This is a genomic window from Candidatus Margulisiibacteriota bacterium (assembly GCA_041650855.1).
Taxonomy (GTDB): Bacteria; Margulisbacteria; WOR-1; order O2-12-FULL-45-9; family XYB2-FULL-48-7; genus JALOPZ01.
In genome coordinates this window covers 343150-359771 of sequence record JBAZKJ010000001.1, presented here as the reverse complement: position 1 = coordinate 359771, position 16622 = coordinate 343150, and the positions used below count along the sequence as shown (strand labels likewise).

Here is a 16622-nt window from a genome sequence, read left to right as displayed (position 1 = left end):
GGGGGAAAAGAAAATGAAAAAGATGATTTTGGTTGGCCTGGTGGTTGGGATGTTGGGTTGTTTGGCGGTCGGGGGAGCGGGCGCGGCTGTCCCGCGGCAAATAAACTTCCAGGGGGTGCTGACTGACGCCGCCGGCACGCCGGTTACGGGGGCGCAGCCGGTCACGGTCACCCTGTACGACAGCGCAAGTGGCAGTACTCAGGTCGGCTATTATAGTGCGAGTCCGACGCTTGATCCCAACGGCTATTTTAACGTCGTGATTCCCATTACTAACGCCGGGTTTACCTTTAATCAGCCGTGCTGGGTTGAGGTCAAACTGGGTTCAACGCCGATCGGCGAACGGGTGCAGCTTAACTCCGCCGCTTACGCTTTGAACGCCGACCGGTTGAACGGCATGACCACAACGGAAATAATCAGCCAGGCGGCCGGTTCGGTCAGTTCGATCTGGCAAAAAAAAGGGACTACGACCTATTATTCCGCCGGCCGGGTCGGGATCGGGACTTCTGAACCGTCCAGCAAGCTGAACGTGATCGGTAATGTCAATATTGAGGGGACTACCAATCTTTACGGGAGCATCTATGTTAATGGGATCAATGCTATCCAAACGACCGGCGCTCTGCAGCCGGCGGCGAACGGTTTGACCATTCAGGCGTATCAGCAGGGAGATAATACTACCAAGAAACCTATTGGTTTGAACCCGGCGGGAGGGAGCGTTGGCGTCGGGACACTGACGCCGACCGCGACGCTGGACGTCAGGGGGGTCGTTAAGGCGACCAGTTTTGTCGGCGATGGGTCTACCCTGACTGGTTTGCCTTCCAATCCATGGCAAGCGACCACTGGTGGTATTTATTATATTCCCCGGGTCGGCATCGGAACATCTGAGCCGGCGACCAAGCTGCACGTGGTCGGCAACCTGACCGCGGACGGGACGATTACCGGCTTAAAAGGTTTTCAGGCTGCCCAAGTTACCGTTGATGCTACTTATAACGGTGGCAGCAATATTAACGATAACAAAGTTAGCCGGGTCTCTGCTAATTCTTTCCAGACCCTGGGAACCGGGGTCGGCGCCATGTATATTGAAGGGAGCGCGATTGATTCTAGCCAAACAATCAAGATCGGTATGGGGAACGCCGGCAAGCAGGCGGCCAAAAAGGTGCTGGTCAGCACGTTGGAAGCGAACGATTTGGTGAAAGCAGCCAGATTCGTGGGTGACGGTTCTGCTCTGACAGGACTGCCGACTAATCCCTGGACCCCGGCAACCGGCGGGATCGCTTATAACACCGGCAATGTCGGGATCGGGTCAGCTGAGCCAAAAGCCAAATTGGACGTCAACGGTACGATTAATGCGTATGCTGTTAACGCCAGAGTGCTGACGGCAACTGTCGCCAATGCGGCCGGGGCGGTCGAAGGCGGCGAGATCCAGCTAACCGACAAAACCGGAGCACTAAAGTGGTTTATCGATGACCTTGATGCCGGTTTGCGGATCAGACAAAATGGTTATCCCGAGCAGTTATTCTTGCAGAGCGGCAGCGGCAATGTCGGGATCGGGACGGCAGCGCCTTCCGGCGCTCTTCATGTGAACGCGGCCGGAGGTGAAAACTGGCGCCATTCATTAAAATTAACGAACACCGCAGCTTCGGGTGATATTGCCGGCGGAATACTGCGGATCGAAACCGCGCAGGGAACAAATCCTAATGTGGTTATGATCAATGCCGTCCGGCCTCAATGGGGGGAACAGTTCTGGTTAAAAGCTGATGGATCGGCTTATTTTGCGGGTAATGTGGGAGTGGGGACAACGCCTACCAACCTAGGAAATCTACATATCAGAGCGGATGGATTATATGGGCAAAGATTCTTGGTACTGCAAAACAACAATTCCTGGATTAATCTGCCGGCTAATGCGCGGCAAAGCATTACTTGGAGAGATAGCGGTGGCGATGTAGCGGGGCTCGGGGCAAATTATGATCGTACAGCAAATACGGTCGATCTCGACTTCCATTCTATGTATAACAGTGGTTATAAGGACCAAAATGTTGTTGTGATGACGGTCAAAGGAAATGGGAGGGTCGGGATCGGGACAACTGCTCCATCCCAAAAATTACATGTTGCAGGCGGTTACGCGGTATTTGATCAAGAGATCGGCGTAAAAAGAGGGCCGGTTGGCGGTTATGCGGTAGCAGTTCAAGGAGAGGGAGGGTTTTATCATTTAAACAAGGCGGGGACTAAATCCTTAATAACCGCATTTACTGCCAGTGATACTGTAGCGCAGCTTCGTACATCCACCGATACAGATTTATTGTTACAGTCGGTTTTGTCAAGTGCTTACATCCGGCTTCATTCAAACGGAAAGGTGGGAATCAGGGGGGCAGTACCGTCGAGCGCGGCGGCTGATGTTTACATTTCCGGTAATACGGAGATCACTAACCAATTATACATGCCTAATATGTCAACTTCTCCGACGGGGACTCATTACGATGTTGGCATTGACTCACAGGGAAAGCTTTATCATGTTACCAGCAGTCGCAAGTATAAAAAAGATATACAAGATCTACAAATAATTCCGGCCAGGGTTTTAGGCCTCACGCCCAGAAAATTTAAATGGAAGGAGAGCGGTTCAGAGGATATTGGTTTAATTGCCGAAGAGGTTAATGAAACCATTCCGGAATTGGTCGTCCTTAAAAATGGTCAACCAGAAGCAGTAAATTATGATAAGGTTGCCGTTTATCTTCTTGGCGTTGTTAAAGACCAGCAAAAAGAGATTAACGAGCTGAAGGCGAAAGTTGACGCGTTAGAGAAAAAATAGGCGCTAGCTTACCTTTACTTGCACTAAAATATCAGTGTATAATAACGGCTAGATAAGATGCTAAAAAAGCAACTACTAGCCGCTATTTTTATTGGTTGTTTTGTCTTCTCCGCCGCCGCCGAATACCGCATCGCCGTTGACCCGATCGCGATCGGCGTCGGCGCGCGGCCGCTGGGGATGGGGAAGGCTTTTACCGCGATCGAAGGCGATCCCGCCGTCATCTTTATGAACCCGGCCGGTCTCGGGACCGTCGACCGGCTCAAGCTCAGCTCGATGGGCGGCAAGCTGCTCAATGAATATAACTACCTCAACCTCGCCGCTACTTGGCCGGTCCCTAAGGGGAGCATGGGGATCGCTTACGTCGGCAGCGGGATCAGCTTTTTAACCTCCGGCGGGACGGTTGACGCCGGCAGCGGGATCATTTACCCGACGACGACCGAGGGATCGACCTTCTCCAATGCCAACAACGTCCTGCTGCTTGCCTGGGCGCTGCCGCTCAGCAAGAAAGTGACGGCCGGTTCGACAGCCAAGCTTTATTTTGGCGGCCTGACCGGGCCCGGGATGTCGCAGACCTTCTCCGGCTGGAACGTCGACCTTGGCCTCCAGGCGCAAGTCAGCGAGCCGCTCCGGCTCGGCGCTTCGCTCAATAACGCGCTTCCCTTCGCGGCCGGCGGCAAAGTCAGCTGGAACGACGGGACTAATGAATACCTGCCGATGCTGTTCCGCTTAGGCGGTGCCCTCCGGCTGATCGGCGATGACGGGCTGGAACAGTACGGCGAGCAAAAGCTGACCGCCTCGCTCGACGGCGAATATTCGTTCCTTATTACCAGCATCCCGCCGCAATACCGGCTTGGCCTTGAATGGCAGCCACTCAAAATGCTGGCCTTCCGGATCGGCCTTGACCAGGACATTACCGGTTCGGGGAGCACGGCTGGCGTAGCTAATAATCTGACGGCCGGGTTGGGTTTGACGTTCCGCGATTTCCGCTTTGATTACGCTTTCCACCAGTACTCGAACTTGGCTGATAACGATACGCATTATTTCTCCATCTCCTACGGGGTCGGCGAGCTGCCGCTGCCCAAAGACCTGTTGGTCGTTACTCAGCCGCCGGGCTGGTCGACTGCTTACGCCGATAAGATCACGGTCAGCGGCCGGACGACGACCAGCCGCGTCCACCGGGTGCAGGTCGGCGACGAGCTGATCACTCCCGATGACAACGGCCGCTTCAGCACAGAACAGCAGCTCAAACGGACGAAAAACGTGGTCCCCCTGTTGGCGGTCGACCGGAACGGGAAGATCTTGCAGCAGCTTGACCGCCGGGTCTTGATGCTGGCCTCTTTCCCCGACGTTAATGACGGCAATGTTAATAAGGAAGCGATCGAGTATTTGGCCACCATGGGCGTGATCGCCGGCTATCCGGACGGCAACTTCCGGCCTGATGGCAAGATCACGCGGGCGGAGCTTTGTTCTTTGTTGATCAAAGCAAGACCCGCGATCCGCGACTTGCAACCCGGGACAAGGTTCGAGGATGTTCCGGCCAAGCACTGGGCCAGTGGCTACATCGACCAGGCAGTTGCGGCCTTTATCGCGAGCGGGTATCCGGACGGGACGTTCAAACCGAATGATAATATCAGCCGGCTGGAAGGGATCTTAATGGTCGGCCGGTTCGACAAACTGGGCAAGCCGCGGGTGAGTGAAGCGCCCTATGCCGACATTCCCGCCCGCCACTGGGCGGTTGCCGAAGTGACCGCGGCCAAGGAAGCCGGCTTGCTTGATTACCTGAAGACGACCGAACTGCAGCCGGAGGAAAAATTGACCCGAGGCGAGGCTGCCGCTATAATTTACCGGACCGCAGTTATCAAGGAGAAACTCAATGACCTCAAAACTTTCTAATAAGATCGCTTTCCTCGGCGGCGGCAAAATGGCCGAAGCGCTTATAGCCGGCCTTGGTAAGTCGGTTCAAGTGATCGTCTCTGATGTCGACGCTAAACGGTTGCGGCTGCTTAAGTCTCAGTATAAGATAACGATCGCAAAGTCCAACGCTGAGGCGTTCGCCGGGGCGGATGTCGTTGTCCTGGCGGTGAAGCCGCAACAAATTGCCGAAGCAATTGAGGGGCTGGGGACTAAGGGACTAGGGGCTGGGGGGCGTAAGCTTATTATTTCAATTGCGGCAGGGATACCCATTAGTTATTTGCAAAAGAAACTCCCTGGCTGCCGGATCATCCGGACGATGCCGAATAACCCAGCGCTGGTCGGACAGGGGATCACCGCCTTGGCCAAGGGGAAGGGGGTCACGGGTCGCGAGTCACGAGTCGCCAAAGAGATATTCAATAAAGTTGGCGAAGTGGTCGAGGTTCCGGAGAAATGGATGGACGCGGTCACCGGCTTATCCGGTTCGGGCCCGGCTTTTGTCTACCTGATCATGGAAGCATTGACCGAAGGCGGGGTCGCCCAGGGTTTGCCGTTCGCCGTCGCGGAGCAGCTGGCGATCCAGACGGTGATCGGTGCGGCGCAGACGGCCAAACAGACCGTCCATTCGCTGAAAGAGCTCCGGCGGATGGTCACCTCGCCCGGCGGAACGACGATCGAGGGGCTGGCGGTCCTGGAAAAATTCCGGTTAGTCGCCGCGTTGTCCGGCGCGGTCCGGGCGGCGGCGAAAAAATCCGGGGTGCTGAGCGCTAAATGGGGACGGTAATACTGGCGATCAACGTGCTGTTCGCGGCCGGCTACCTGCTGCTGGTCGCCGAGGCGGTAATTCCCTGGCTCCCCCTGCCGCCAAATAATGCTATAATAAGGGTGTTGCACCGGGCGACCGATCCGCTGCTGGTCACGATCCGGCTCGGCTTGCCGCCCGACAAGATCGGTTTTGATTTTTCCCCGTTCGCCGGAATTGTTTTACTCTGGCTGCTGCAGGGGTTTATCATCCACTATATTCTGGGAGGGTAATTTGTCCGTTCTGATCGTGGGGACGATCGCGCTCGACTCGATCAAGACCCCGTTTGGCGAAAAAAAAGAGATCCTCGGCGGCTCGGGCGTTTACGCGTCGGTCGCCGCCAGTTTCTTTGTTAAGCCGGCCCTGATCGGCCCGATCGGCGGAGATTTCCCGCCGGCGCACCTGGACTTTCTCCGCTCGCGGGGGATCGACCTGTCCGCCCTGCAGCGGCTGGACGGTCCGACGTTCCGCTGGGGCGGCTTTTACGAGTACGACATGAACCAGGCGCATACGCTTGCGACCCGGCTCAACGTCCTGGCGCAGTTCGACCCGCAGGTCCCGGCGGCGCTGCGGTCGGCGCCGTACGTTTTTCTGGCTAACGTCGATCCCGAGCTGCAGCTGAAAGTGATCGCCCAGCTCCAGGGGACGCGGCTGCTGGTTGCCGACACGATGAACTTCTGGATCGAGAGCAAGCGGGCCGCGCTCCACGAAGTGAGCAGGCAAGTCGACTTCCTGGTCTTGAACGACGGCGAGATCCGCCAGTTCATGGAGACGCCCAACATCCCGCTGGCCGCGCGGCGGCTGCTGGAGCTCGGCTGCCGGGGGGTCATCGTCAAGAAAGGGGAGCACGGGGCGCTGATGTTCACCAAGGAGGGGAGTTTTACCGCGCCGTCGTACCCGCAGGAGCTGCTGCGCGACCCGACCGGGGCGGGCGACAGTTTCGGCGGGGCGTTCATCGGGCACCTGGCCAAGAGCGGCGACCTCTGCGACGCGAACATCCGCCAGGCGGTCATCGTCGGTTCGGTCATGGCGTCGTTCAACATCGAGGACTTCAGCCTTGACCGGATGAAGACTCTGAAGTATAAGGAGATAGTGGAGCGGTTCGCGGCGGTCAGGAAAAGCGCCGAGTTCGCGGCGCTGAGTTAATGATCAAGAAGGAGGAAATGAATGTTAGACGAGTTTAAACGGATCGGACGGATGCTGTTCACGGAGGGCTTGGTCGACTCGCACGGCGGCGACTTCAGCGTCAAGCAGGGGGACCGGATCTTTATCTCCCGGCGCGACGTGATGCTGGGCGACCTGCGCGAGGGTGATATTATGGAGGTCGGCCTGGAGCCGGGGGAGACGGACAAGGAAGCCTCGAAAGAGCTCCCGACCCACCGGGCGATCTACCGGGAATGCAAGACCGACGCGATCGTCCACACCCACTCGGCGAGCGCGATCGCCGTTTCCCTGACCGACAACAAGATCATCCCGCAGGACGCCGAGGGGCTGGCGGTCTTCCGCTCGGCGGCCATCGTCCGCGCCCACAACGCCATCGCTTCCGACGAGCTGGCCCGGCTGCTGCCGACCTTCTTGCAGCCGCCGAGCGTCGTGGCGGTGGTCAAGGGCCACGGCAGTTTTGCCGTCGGCCGCTCGCTGGAAGAGGCCTACAAGTACGCCTCCGCGCTGGAGAACTCCTGCCGCGTGCTGGTGGCCGTCCGCGCCTCGGGCGGGCAGCGCCCGCCGGAGCGGAAAGAAAAGCCGCGCGAAATGCCGCGCGGTATACAGCACCAGCCGCACCACCGGAGCGCCATCCCGCCGGGGATCGGCGTTATGGACCGGAGCCGCTATAAAAGATAATGAAGGAACTCCTTGAGAAGATCAGGAGTTACAACCCGAAAGCCGATCTAAGCATCGTTGAGCGGGCCTACGACTTTGCCGCCGAGGTCCACCGCGAGCACAAGCGCCTGTCCGGCGATCCCTACATCATGCACCCGCTGGCGGTCGCCCACATCCTGGCGGACCTGGAGCAGGACCCGATCACGATCGCCGCCGCCTTCCTCCACGACACCGTCGAGGACGGCGAAGTGACCGCCGAGGAGATCGCCGCCAAGTTCAGCCCCGAGATCGCCCGCCTGGTGGAGGGGGTGACCAAGCTGAGCCAGCTGAGCTTTACCAGCCGCGAGGAGCGGCAGGCCGAGAACTTCCGCAAGATGTTCGTGGCCATGGGGGAAGATTTCCGGATCATCGTCATCAAGCTGGCGGACCGCCTCCACAACATGCAGACGCTCCAGTATATTTCCGCCGCCAAACAACGGGAGACCTCCCTGGAGACCCGGGAGATCTTCGCCCCGCTCGCCCACCGGATGGGGATGTGGCGGCTCAAGTGGCAGCTGGAGGACCTGGCGTTCGTCTACCTGGAGCCGGCGGCGTACGAAACGATCAAGGCGAAGGTCGCCGAGAGCCGGGGGAACCGCGAGAGCTTTATCAACGATTTTATCACCGAGATCCGGCTGCTGCTCGGCAAGTACCACATCACGGCCGAGGTCAACGGCCGCGCCAAGCATTTTTACAGCATCTACCGGAAAATGACCGACCAGCGGATTGAGTTCGAGCAGATCTTCGACCTGACGGCGGTCCGCATCATTACCGAAACGGTCAAGGAGTGCTACAACGTGCTGGGCGTGGTGCACGACGCCTGGAAGCCGATCCCGGGCCGGTTCTTCGATTACATCGCCATGCCCAAGAGCAACGGCTACCAGTCGCTGCACACCACGGTGATCAGCGCCGCCGGCCGCCCGGTAGAGATCCAGATCCGGACCCGCGAGATGCACCGGATCGCCGAGTACGGCGTCGCCGCCCACTGGCGTTACAAGGAAGGGGCGACCGATAAAGCGCTCGACCAGAAAATGGCCTGGCTGCGGCAGATGCTCGACTGGCAGAGCGAACTGAAGGACGCCAAGGATTTCATGGACAGCCTGAAGATCGACCTGGCGACGGAAGAGGTTTTCGTCTTCACCCCCAAGGGGGACGTTTACGGCCTGACGGTCGGCGCCACGCCGGTCGACTTCGCCTACCGGGTCCACACCGAGGTCGGCCACCGCTGCGTCGGCGCCAAGGTCAACGGCCGGATCGTGCCGCTTGACCACGCCCTGGAGAACGGGGATATCGTCGAGATCATCACCGGCAAGAAGGACGCCCCGAGCCGCGATTGGCTCGGCCTCATCAAGACGACCGGCGCCCGGGTCAAGATCAAGAAATGGTTCAAGGAGCAGCGGGGCGGGGAGCCGGAGGCGCCGCCGCCGCCGGTCATCGTCAAAGAAGAGCCGCCGGTCCGCAAGCCGCCGGTTTCCCGGCCGCGCGGCAAGGGGAAATCGGCGGTCAAGGTCGCCGGCCTTTCGAACGTCATGGTCCGCTTTTCCCACTGCTGCTTCCCGATCCCCGGCGAGGAGATCGTCGGTTTTGTCACCCAGGGGCGCGGCATTTCGGTCCACAAACAGAGCTGTCCCAACGCCGTCCGGCTGGCCGGGAGCGCGGAACGGCTGGTCAAAGTGGAATGGAACCCCGAGGCCCAGCAGATCTACCCGGTGGAGATCGAAGTGGAAGCTTTTGACCGGGTCGGCATCTTCAAGGATATCCTGACCAAGATCGCCGACGGCGGGACCAACGTCTCGGCCGCCAAGGTCACCACCAAACGCGGCAGTTCGGCCGTGCTCCGGCTGGTCGTTGACGTGACCGACGCCGACCATTTGGCCCGCGTCGCCGCCGAGATCCGCAAGATCGACGATGTTTATAATGTCCGGCGAAAGTGATATAATAGCGCCGTGCATCGCGTACTGGCCAGGATAAAACGCGTCGCGGCGGGCTACATTTTCACCGGTCCCCCGGACTCCGCCAAGCTCGACGACGCCCGCGCTTTCGCGCAGCGGATCGGCTGCGCCAAGCTTGACCTCGTCGAGGTCGTCCCCGACGGCGCCACGCTGAAGATCGACCAGGTCCGCGAGCTGCAGCAGCGCGTGCGCTACGGGCCGGCGGCGGGCGAGTACCTGGTAGTGATCGTCCGTGAAGCCGATCGCCTGACACCCGAGGCCGCGGCCGCTTTTTTGAAGACGCTGGAAGAGCCGCCGCCGCGGGTCGTTTTTATTTTGCTGGTGGAACGGGACGACCGCCTGCCGGCGACGATCGCCTCGCGCTGCCAGCGGATCGTGTTCGGCGAACAGCCGCGGCAATGGGAACGGAAGGCCGAGTTCGCCGAGTATTACGAAGCGATCAAGTCCGCCCGGCGGCTGGGCATCCTGGAGCAGCTCGAGCTGGCGACCAGGCTCGGCAAGGAAAAGACGGCAGAAGAGGGGATCGGCCGGGTCGAAGCGCTCCTGTACGACCTGGCGTTCTTCGCCCGGGAAGAGCTGAAAGACGTCAAGCTGGTCCGGGTGCTGCTCGACGGGATCAAGCATCTAAAGAAGAAAGCGAGCGTCAAGCTGGCGCTGGATAACATGTGCCTGCGGCTGGGAGAGGTATGAACGAACATTTAAAATTAGGGATCAGGCTGCGCAAGTTCAACCGGGTATGCCCGATCACCGGCTACCGGGAGGAATCGATCAAGATCGGCTCGCCGGTCATCGTCCAGACCGACCGGGGGGTGGAATACGGGGAGATCATTTCGTTCGCCCGGGGTTTCCCGCGGGCGCTCTCGCGCGACGTTAAACTGAAAAAGGTCATCCGCTACGCCACGGCCGAGGACGTGGAGAAGGAAAAACAGCTGACCGCGCGGGAAGCCAGCTCCACCGCCGAAGCGGCGGCCAAGGCCAAGGAATACGAAGTGCCGGTCAAGATCATCGCCCTGGAATATCTGTTCGACGCCAGCCGGGCGATCATCTATTACCACGTCGGCGAAGGGGAGAAGGCCCTGAACCTGCGCGATTTTTCCCGCGATCTGTCGACGCTGTTCGCCGCGCGGGTCGACATGCGGCAGGTCTCGCCGCGCGACGAGGCCCGCCTGTTCGGCGGGATGGGGCCGTGCGGCCGTTCGCTCTGCTGCTCCGTCTGGCTGGAAAAGCCGAAACACGTGACGGTGAAAATGGTCAAGGAACAGGGGTTGGCGATGTCGCCGACCAAGACGGCCGGCGTCTGCGGCCGGCTGATGTGCTGCCTGGAATACGAACACCAAAAAAAATAGGGAAGGAGGTTTACTGACATGCCAAAGATCGAACTGAGAAAAGGCGAAGATCTCGAACGCGCTTTGCGCAAGTTCAAGACCAAGCTGCGCCACGAAGGGGTCATGGACGAGATGAAGAAGCGCGAGTCCTACGAGAAACCGTCGGAGCGGAAGCGCCGCGAGATGGAAGAAGCCGTCCGCCGGGAGCATCGGAGAAGAAGAGACTCTGAATGAAGATCCTGGACCGTTACGTCGTCAGGGAAATGGCCGGACCGTTCCTCGTCGGAGTGGTCGGCTTTATCCTGGTGCTGGCGGTCGACCTGCTCTTCACCATGGCCGACCTGATCATCAACAAGGGCGTCCCGCTCTTCGCGGTGCTCAAGCTGATGCTGTTCAAGCTGCCGTCGCTGATGATCCTGACCTTCCCGGTCTCGACCCTGTTCGGCACGGCGATGGCGCTCGGCCGTTTTTCCCGCGACAACGAGCTGGCGGCGCTGCGGACCTCGGGGGTCTCGCTCTGGCGGATCGCCATCCCGATCCTCCTGGTCGGCCTGCTGGTTAGCCTGCTGTCGTTCGTCACCAACGAAAAGATCGTGCCGTACGCCAACCAGGTCTCCAACAACATTATCCGGCAGATCATCTACAAGCAGCCGCTGCCGGAGGTCAAAGAGAACGTCTTCTTCAAGGACGCGCGCAACCGCTACTACTACGCGCGCCGGGTGAACATGAAGGTCCGGACCATGGAAGGGATCATGGTCTACGAGCTGACCGACGAAAAGTTCCCCCAGGTCATCACGGCGCAGTCCGCCACCTTTGCCGGGCGGCTCTGGGAGCTGCAGCAGGGCGTCATCCACAAGTACGACCAGCAGGGCTACCTGAAATACGAGGCCGATTTTACCGCCATGAAGCTGAACGTCGCCGACGACGTGCTGAGCTTTACCGAGCAAAAAGGGTACACCGACATGGACCGCCGGGAACTGACCGAGATGATCAAGGTGCTGGAGAAGGGCGGGAGCAACACGGCCGCCCTGCTGACCGAGCTCTACATGCGCTTCTCGGTGCCGCTCACCTGCTTCGTCTTCGCCCTGGCCGGCATTCCCTTTTCGCTCTCGTCGCCGCGCTCCGGCCAGACCTGGGGCGTGATCATGACGATCGTTTTCATGTTCACCTTTTACGTTTTCGCCTCGATTTGCCGTTCGCTGGGGCGGGGCGGGGTGATCGACCCGGCGCTGGCGGCCTTTACCCCGCAGGCGTCGTTCATGCTGGTCGGGTTCGTGATGCTGGTCTACATGGGGAGACGGAAATGACCAGCGACCTGGCGGAGGTCCGGAAAAAACTGAACGCCGACCCGGGCGACGCCTGGGCGCTCCGGCAAGCCGGCAGTTATTACCTCGGCGACGGCGCCTTTAAGCGGGCGCAGGAATGCTACTCGCAGGCGCTGGCCGCCGCGCCGCGGCTCGAGTCCGAGATCCTCCTCGATTACGAAGCGCAGATCGCGGCCGGGCCGGAAAAGATCGGGCCCCGGTTGTCGCTGACCGGTTTCCTGCTGGCGGCCGGCGCGGTCGACCCCGCGCTCCTGGAACTGGAAGAACTGCTCGACGAAAACCCGCAGAACGTGGAGGCGTACAACGCCCTGGGGCGGATCCTGATCAAGCGGGGCGAGATCGAGGCGACGATCGGCCTGCTCGAGCGCTCGATCACGGCCGGCGTCAAGGACGTCCGGCTGTCGGAGACGCTGGCCTGGGCTTACCTGGAAAGCGGCCGCCTGGGCGACGCGCTCAAGTTCTACGAAGAGATCCTGGCCCAGCGCCCCGGCGACAAACAGACCCTGCGGGTGCTGGGGGAGCTGTACACCCGGACCGAGGACTACAACCGGGCGGCGGCCCAGTACGCGGCGATGTTTTCCGACGACCCGGAAGTGGTGCGCGAGGTGATCGGCCGGCTCGAAGAGCTCCTCCGCAAGGTGGAAGGGAACATCGGGATCAGGGAGACGCTGGCCGACATCTACATGAAGACGCTTAACCCCGACGCGGCGGTCGTTAAATTGCAAGAAATTATCCGCCTGGAATCGACCAAACTGGACGAGGCCGTCCTGCGGCTGAAAACGATCATCAAGAGCTATCCCAACCATCCGGCCGCCATGCTGGCGCTGGCCGAGGCGCTCCGCCGGCAGCGGCAGTATTCGGCCGCGGCGGAAACCTACCAGCTGCTGTGCAAGGCGAAACCGGAATATCTGGAAGAGGTGATCCGCGGCTACCACGCCGTCTTGGCCGATTGCCCGGAACAGGTGCTGGCGCGCGCCTACCTGGGCGAAGCGCTGCTGACGCAGAACAAAGTCGTGGAAGCGCTCTCCGAATACAGCAAGATGATCGAGGCGGACCCGACCGTGGCCGAATCGGTGATCAAGAAGTGCCGCGAGATCCTGCGCCAGGACCCGCAGCTGCTGCTGGCGCACATCGTCCTCGGCCAGGCCTACCTGGCCAAAGGCGATTTCCAGCGGGCGGCGGTGGAAGCGGAGGGGGCGATCGCCCTGGACCGGAACCTGACCGCCGCTTATCTGCTCATGGGCGAAGCGTTCGAGCGGCTCAATTTCCTGCGCAAGGCGGCGCAGGCGCTCCACACCGCGCTGGTCCTTGATCCGTTCAACGCCCAGGTGCACGACAAATACCGCCTGGTCAAACGGAAAGAAGCGGACGCCGAGATCGCGGCGAACACGAACCACTTTGACCTGGCCCGGCTCCGCCTGGAAAAAGGGGAGCGGGAAGAGGCGATCCGCGAACTGCAGCTGGCCCAGAAAGACACGGTCCGCGCCGCTTCGGCCTACAACCTGCTGGGCGACGTCTACCGGAGCGACGGGCGGTTCGACCTGGCGGCCGCGCAGTATAACCGGGCGCTGGAAATGGCGCTGCCGGAGCTGGCCAATACCGTCCGGTTCAACCTGGGGACGACCTACGAGGCGCGCGGCGAAGTGAAGAAAGCGATCAAGATCTACGAGGGGATATTGCAGGAAGAGCTCGATTTTGCCGACCTCGGCCGCCGGATCAAATATTTAAAATCGATGACCCTGGCCAGCATGCGCAACCGGCCGCTCCAGCTGGCGATCAGCGAATACGGGCAGAAGGACGTGATCGGCCTGTGGGGCGGGGAGGCGAAGAGCGGCGCCCGGACGGGACGGCGGGAAGAGGTCAGCGTCTCCTTTGGCCAGGAGCATAACGCCGAAGGGGTCGAGTATTTCCTGAAAGGGATGTTCCCGGCGGCGGAAGAGGAGCTGAACCTGGCCGTCCAGCTCGACCGGCGGTTCGGCGCGGCGCTGAACAATCTGGGGGTCACCCTGGCCAAACAGGGGCGGCTGGAAGAGTCCCGCCAGTATTTTAACGAAACGGTCCAGCTCGATCCGGCCTCCGCGGTGTATTACGGCAACCTGGGGACGGTCAACTGGCTGCTCGGCCGCGCCGATCCCGCCCTGACGGCGCTGGAAAAAAGCCACGCGCTCGACCCGCAGTGCGCCGCGATCTTGCTGAACCTGGGCGACGTTTATTACGCCAAGGGGGAGGTCCAGAAAGCGCTCGACTGCTACAAGCGGATCGGCCCGCACGACACACTCTCCGACCTGGCCCGCAAGCGGCTGCTCTACAAGGTGCCGTGAGCATAAATCTCCGTTCCACCCTCTACTTTCTACTCTCTGTTTTCTTGTCCCAGTCCCTTGTCTCCGCCGCCGAGATCCCGGTTAACATCAAGGCCGAATACCTGAAGTTCTACGAGGATTCCACCCTGGTCGAGGCGAGCGGCTCGGTCGAAGTGCGCCTGCAGGACGCGACGATCTTTGCCGACCAGCTGCTGATGGACTCGGCGACCAACGTGGTGACCGCCGAAGGGCACGTCCGCCTGGTCGCCGCCGATTATACCGGTTCCGCCGGACAGCTGGTTTACGATGCCGACGCCGACCAGGCCGGGTTCACCAGCTTTGAGGTCGTCCTCCGGCCGAGCACGCTGCGCGGCGACCTTTACCTGATCGCCGACCAGTTCCGCGACGAGGGGCGGGACATGTCCGGCCGGGACGTCGACCTATCGACCTGCCAGGACGCGGTCCCCCATTATTATCTGCTGGCGGACCGGCTGGAATATTTCCCCGACGACCACCTGGCGGCCAGCCGCGCGACCATGTACGTTGGCGAGCTGCCGGTCTTCTGGCTGCCGTACCTGTATTACGACCTGAAGGACCAGCAGCGGCGGAACTGGACATTCGGCCATAACGAGATCGAAGGGGATTTCGTCAAGAGCAGCTGGACCTACGCCGGCGGCCTGCTGTTGCTCGATTACATGACGAAGAAGGGATTCGGCATCGGGACTGATACGCCCTACAACGCCGGGGGCTGGGGACTGGGGACCTTAAAACTTTACAACAACAACGAAGCGGATACCGGCCGGGGCGATTGGATCGAGAAGCTCGACCACACCGCTAAACTGGGAGAGAAGACCAAGCTGCGTCTGACCCACAGCTACACCGACATCTACCAGATCCCGTCGGGCCGGCTCGATAATACGGCGATCGGCCTGGAGCTGACCTATGCCAGCAAGGAGAGCGCCAGCCTGAAGCTGAGCTACCTTGACGACCGCTGGGGGAAGACCGAGCGGCAAAATCTCGCGTTCAACCAGGCGACGACCCAGGAAACGACCGGCTACGTTTTGGACTATAACAGCGCCAAGGACGATCCCGGCTGGCTGCGCGGTTCGCAGCGCCTGGCCCACCAGCGCGCGCTGCTTCCCGGCAACCACCTGAACTTTGCGACCACCACCAATTATTACTACAACCTGACCAAGCGGGGCGACTCCGGCGAAGAGAAGCTGGACCCGCAGGTGGAGTTCAGCGGCCGGGAAAAGGATTTTAGCTGGCGCTTGACCCAGAACTGGTTCGTGGACCTGCGCGAAGACCTGTCGCCCGGCGAGCCGCGCTATGAATTCCTGGAGAAACAGCCGGAGTTGGAAGTCAGCCCGCGGCCGATCGACCTGAAACTGTTCAATCTGCAATCGACGATCGGCCTGGCCAAGTACCACGAAGTCAAATACGTGGCGGCGCTCGGCCATAAGCGCGACTTCACCACCGACCGGGGGCGGACCACGCTGAACGCCAACCGCTCGCTGCCGTTCGGCCCGGGGACAACCCTCGCGCTCGGCGCCGGGATCGACCAGTACCTGTACGCCCCCGGCGACCAGCTCTACGCCATGCGCGAATCGGCCAACGTGGTCAGCGACAACCGGCGCTGGTGGAAGAACGAGATCGCCTTCCGCCAGGGCTACACGGCGGGGAACACGCCGTTCTTTTTCGACCAGCTGGGCACCCGCTACCACGATATCCGGGAAAAGATGACCTTTTATTACCTGAACAAGTTCAACTGGTCGTTCGACGGCGGCCACAACTGGCAGACCAGCAAGTATTTCGACGTGATGACCCACCTGGTCTACGCGCCGGAAAAATGGCTCCGCCTGACGCTGAACACCGGCTGGGACATCGAGAACACCCGCTACAAAGACCTGGTCAGCTCCCTGCGCTGGCAGCTGACCGATTTCTACGGGCTGGAGGCCGGGTTTACCAAGGACATGAACCTGGGCGAGCTGAAAGCGGCCAGCGCCCTGCACGACCTGTACCTCCTGCAGGGGGCGCCGAACCAGTGGCATCTCCGCTTCAGCCAGGTGCTGGACCCGACCACCGAGGAGCTGAAGGTCCGTGATATAATGCTGGTCAAGGACCTGCACTGCTGGGAGATGAAGTTCACCTATTCCGACTACCGCAAGGAGTACAGTTTCGTTTACACGCTCAAGGCGCTGCCGGGCGAACCGGTCGGTTTCGGCTCCGGCCGCGGCTTCTATTACGACGGTTTTGAACGCGAGCTCGGCAAGCTCAAGCCCGAAGAGGAGATCAGGCGATACTGATGAAGAAAACCTATAGTTTATTTTTTATAGTTTGTTGT

At 60.5% G+C, this 16622-nt stretch carries 13 protein-coding genes; all 13 read left to right on the top strand.

Going from position 1 to position 16622, the window contains the following annotated elements; genetic code table 11:
• Nucleotides 1–13 precede the first annotated feature (13 nt).
• The 13 genes from WC529_01780 to WC529_01720 are packed head-to-tail and all read left to right on the top strand — an operon-like array spanning nucleotide 14 to nucleotide 16584.
• Entirely contained in the window at nucleotides 14–2803 is a 2790-nt protein-coding gene (locus WC529_01780; protein ID MFA5113005.1) for a tail fiber domain-containing protein, read from the top strand.
• Nucleotides 2804–2860: 57 nt separating this feature from the next.
• Complete coding sequence (locus tag WC529_01775; GenBank protein ID MFA5113004.1) at nucleotides 2861–4696, top strand: S-layer homology domain-containing protein; 1836 nt, start codon at nucleotides 2861–2863, stop codon at nucleotides 4694–4696.
• Nucleotides 4677–5498: a pyrroline-5-carboxylate reductase gene (proC, locus tag WC529_01770; GenBank protein ID MFA5113003.1), complete on the top strand. Its 822-nt coding sequence runs from the start codon at nucleotides 4677–4679 to the stop codon at nucleotides 5496–5498. Before WC529_01775 ends, proC begins: the two co-directional genes overlap by 20 nt.
• Nucleotides 5486–5749, top strand: a complete 264-nt coding sequence (locus WC529_01765) for a YggT family protein (GenBank protein ID MFA5113002.1) — start codon at nucleotides 5486–5488, stop codon at nucleotides 5747–5749. Before proC ends, WC529_01765 begins: the two co-directional genes overlap by 13 nt.
• A 1-nt stretch (nucleotide 5750) precedes the next feature.
• Nucleotides 5751–6662 (top strand): PfkB family carbohydrate kinase, encoded by a 912-nt coding sequence (locus WC529_01760; GenBank protein MFA5113001.1) that lies wholly within the window; start codon nucleotides 5751–5753, stop codon nucleotides 6660–6662.
• A 21-nt stretch (nucleotides 6663–6683) separates the two neighbouring features.
• A complete protein-coding gene (locus WC529_01755) occupies nucleotides 6684–7358 on the top strand; it encodes a class II aldolase/adducin family protein (protein ID MFA5113000.1) in 675 nt (224 codons plus the stop codon).
• Nucleotides 7358–9310 carry a bifunctional (p)ppGpp synthetase/guanosine-3',5'-bis(diphosphate) 3'-pyrophosphohydrolase gene (locus WC529_01750; protein ID MFA5112999.1) on the top strand — a complete coding sequence of 651 codons (1953 nt, stop codon included), beginning with the start codon at nucleotides 7358–7360 and terminating at the stop codon, nucleotides 9308–9310. The genes WC529_01755 and WC529_01750 overlap by 1 nt, the downstream gene beginning before the upstream one ends.
• Before the next feature lie 12 nt (nucleotides 9311–9322).
• A complete protein-coding gene (locus WC529_01745; GenBank protein MFA5112998.1) occupies nucleotides 9323–10018 on the top strand; it encodes a hypothetical protein in 696 nt (231 codons plus the stop codon).
• Nucleotides 10015–10674, top strand: a complete 660-nt coding sequence (gene ricT, locus WC529_01740; protein ID MFA5112997.1) for a regulatory iron-sulfur-containing complex subunit RicT — start codon at nucleotides 10015–10017, stop codon at nucleotides 10672–10674. Before WC529_01745 ends, ricT begins: the two co-directional genes overlap by 4 nt.
• Nucleotides 10675–10692: 18 nt before the next feature.
• Nucleotides 10693–10887, top strand: a complete 195-nt coding sequence (gene rpsU / locus WC529_01735) for a 30S ribosomal protein S21 (GenBank protein ID MFA5112996.1) — start codon at nucleotides 10693–10695, stop codon at nucleotides 10885–10887.
• The gene (locus WC529_01730) at nucleotides 10884–11960 is read left to right on the top strand and encodes an LptF/LptG family permease (GenBank protein ID MFA5112995.1); all 1077 of its coding nucleotides are present in this window, start codon (nucleotides 10884–10886) and stop codon (nucleotides 11958–11960) included. Before rpsU ends, WC529_01730 begins: the two co-directional genes overlap by 4 nt.
• Nucleotides 11957–14299 (top strand): tetratricopeptide repeat protein, encoded by a 2343-nt coding sequence (locus tag WC529_01725; GenBank protein ID MFA5112994.1) that lies wholly within the window; start codon nucleotides 11957–11959, stop codon nucleotides 14297–14299. The genes WC529_01730 and WC529_01725 overlap by 4 nt, the downstream gene beginning before the upstream one ends.
• Complete coding sequence (locus WC529_01720; protein ID MFA5112993.1) at nucleotides 14296–16584, top strand: hypothetical protein; 2289 nt, start codon at nucleotides 14296–14298, stop codon at nucleotides 16582–16584. The genes WC529_01725 and WC529_01720 overlap by 4 nt, the downstream gene beginning before the upstream one ends.
• The last annotated feature ends 38 nt before the right edge of the window (nucleotides 16585–16622 follow it).

Excerpts from the sequence above, each read along its gene's own strand:
- rpsU (MFA5112996.1), top strand. The coding sequence starts at position 10,693 with ATGCCAAAGATCGAACTGAGAAAAGGCGAAGATCTCGAACGCGCTTTG.
- WC529_01730 (MFA5112995.1), top strand. The coding sequence starts at position 10,884 with ATGAAGATCCTGGACCGTTACGTCGTCAGGGAAATGGCCGGACCGTTC.
- WC529_01765 (MFA5113002.1), top strand. The coding sequence starts at position 5,486 with ATGGGGACGGTAATACTGGCGATCAACGTGCTGTTCGCGGCCGGCTAC.
- WC529_01725 (MFA5112994.1), top strand. The coding sequence starts at position 11,957 with ATGACCAGCGACCTGGCGGAGGTCCGGAAAAAACTGAACGCCGACCCG.
- WC529_01755 (MFA5113000.1), top strand. The coding sequence starts at position 6,684 with ATGTTAGACGAGTTTAAACGGATCGGACGGATGCTGTTCACGGAGGGC.
- WC529_01775 (MFA5113004.1), top strand. The coding sequence starts at position 2,861 with ATGCTAAAAAAGCAACTACTAGCCGCTATTTTTATTGGTTGTTTTGTC.
- proC (MFA5113003.1), top strand. The coding sequence starts at position 4,677 with ATGACCTCAAAACTTTCTAATAAGATCGCTTTCCTCGGCGGCGGCAAA.
- WC529_01750 (MFA5112999.1), top strand. The coding sequence starts at position 7,358 with ATGAAGGAACTCCTTGAGAAGATCAGGAGTTACAACCCGAAAGCCGAT.
- WC529_01780 (MFA5113005.1), top strand. The coding sequence starts at position 14 with ATGAAAAAGATGATTTTGGTTGGCCTGGTGGTTGGGATGTTGGGTTGT.
- ricT (MFA5112997.1), top strand. The coding sequence starts at position 10,015 with ATGAACGAACATTTAAAATTAGGGATCAGGCTGCGCAAGTTCAACCGG.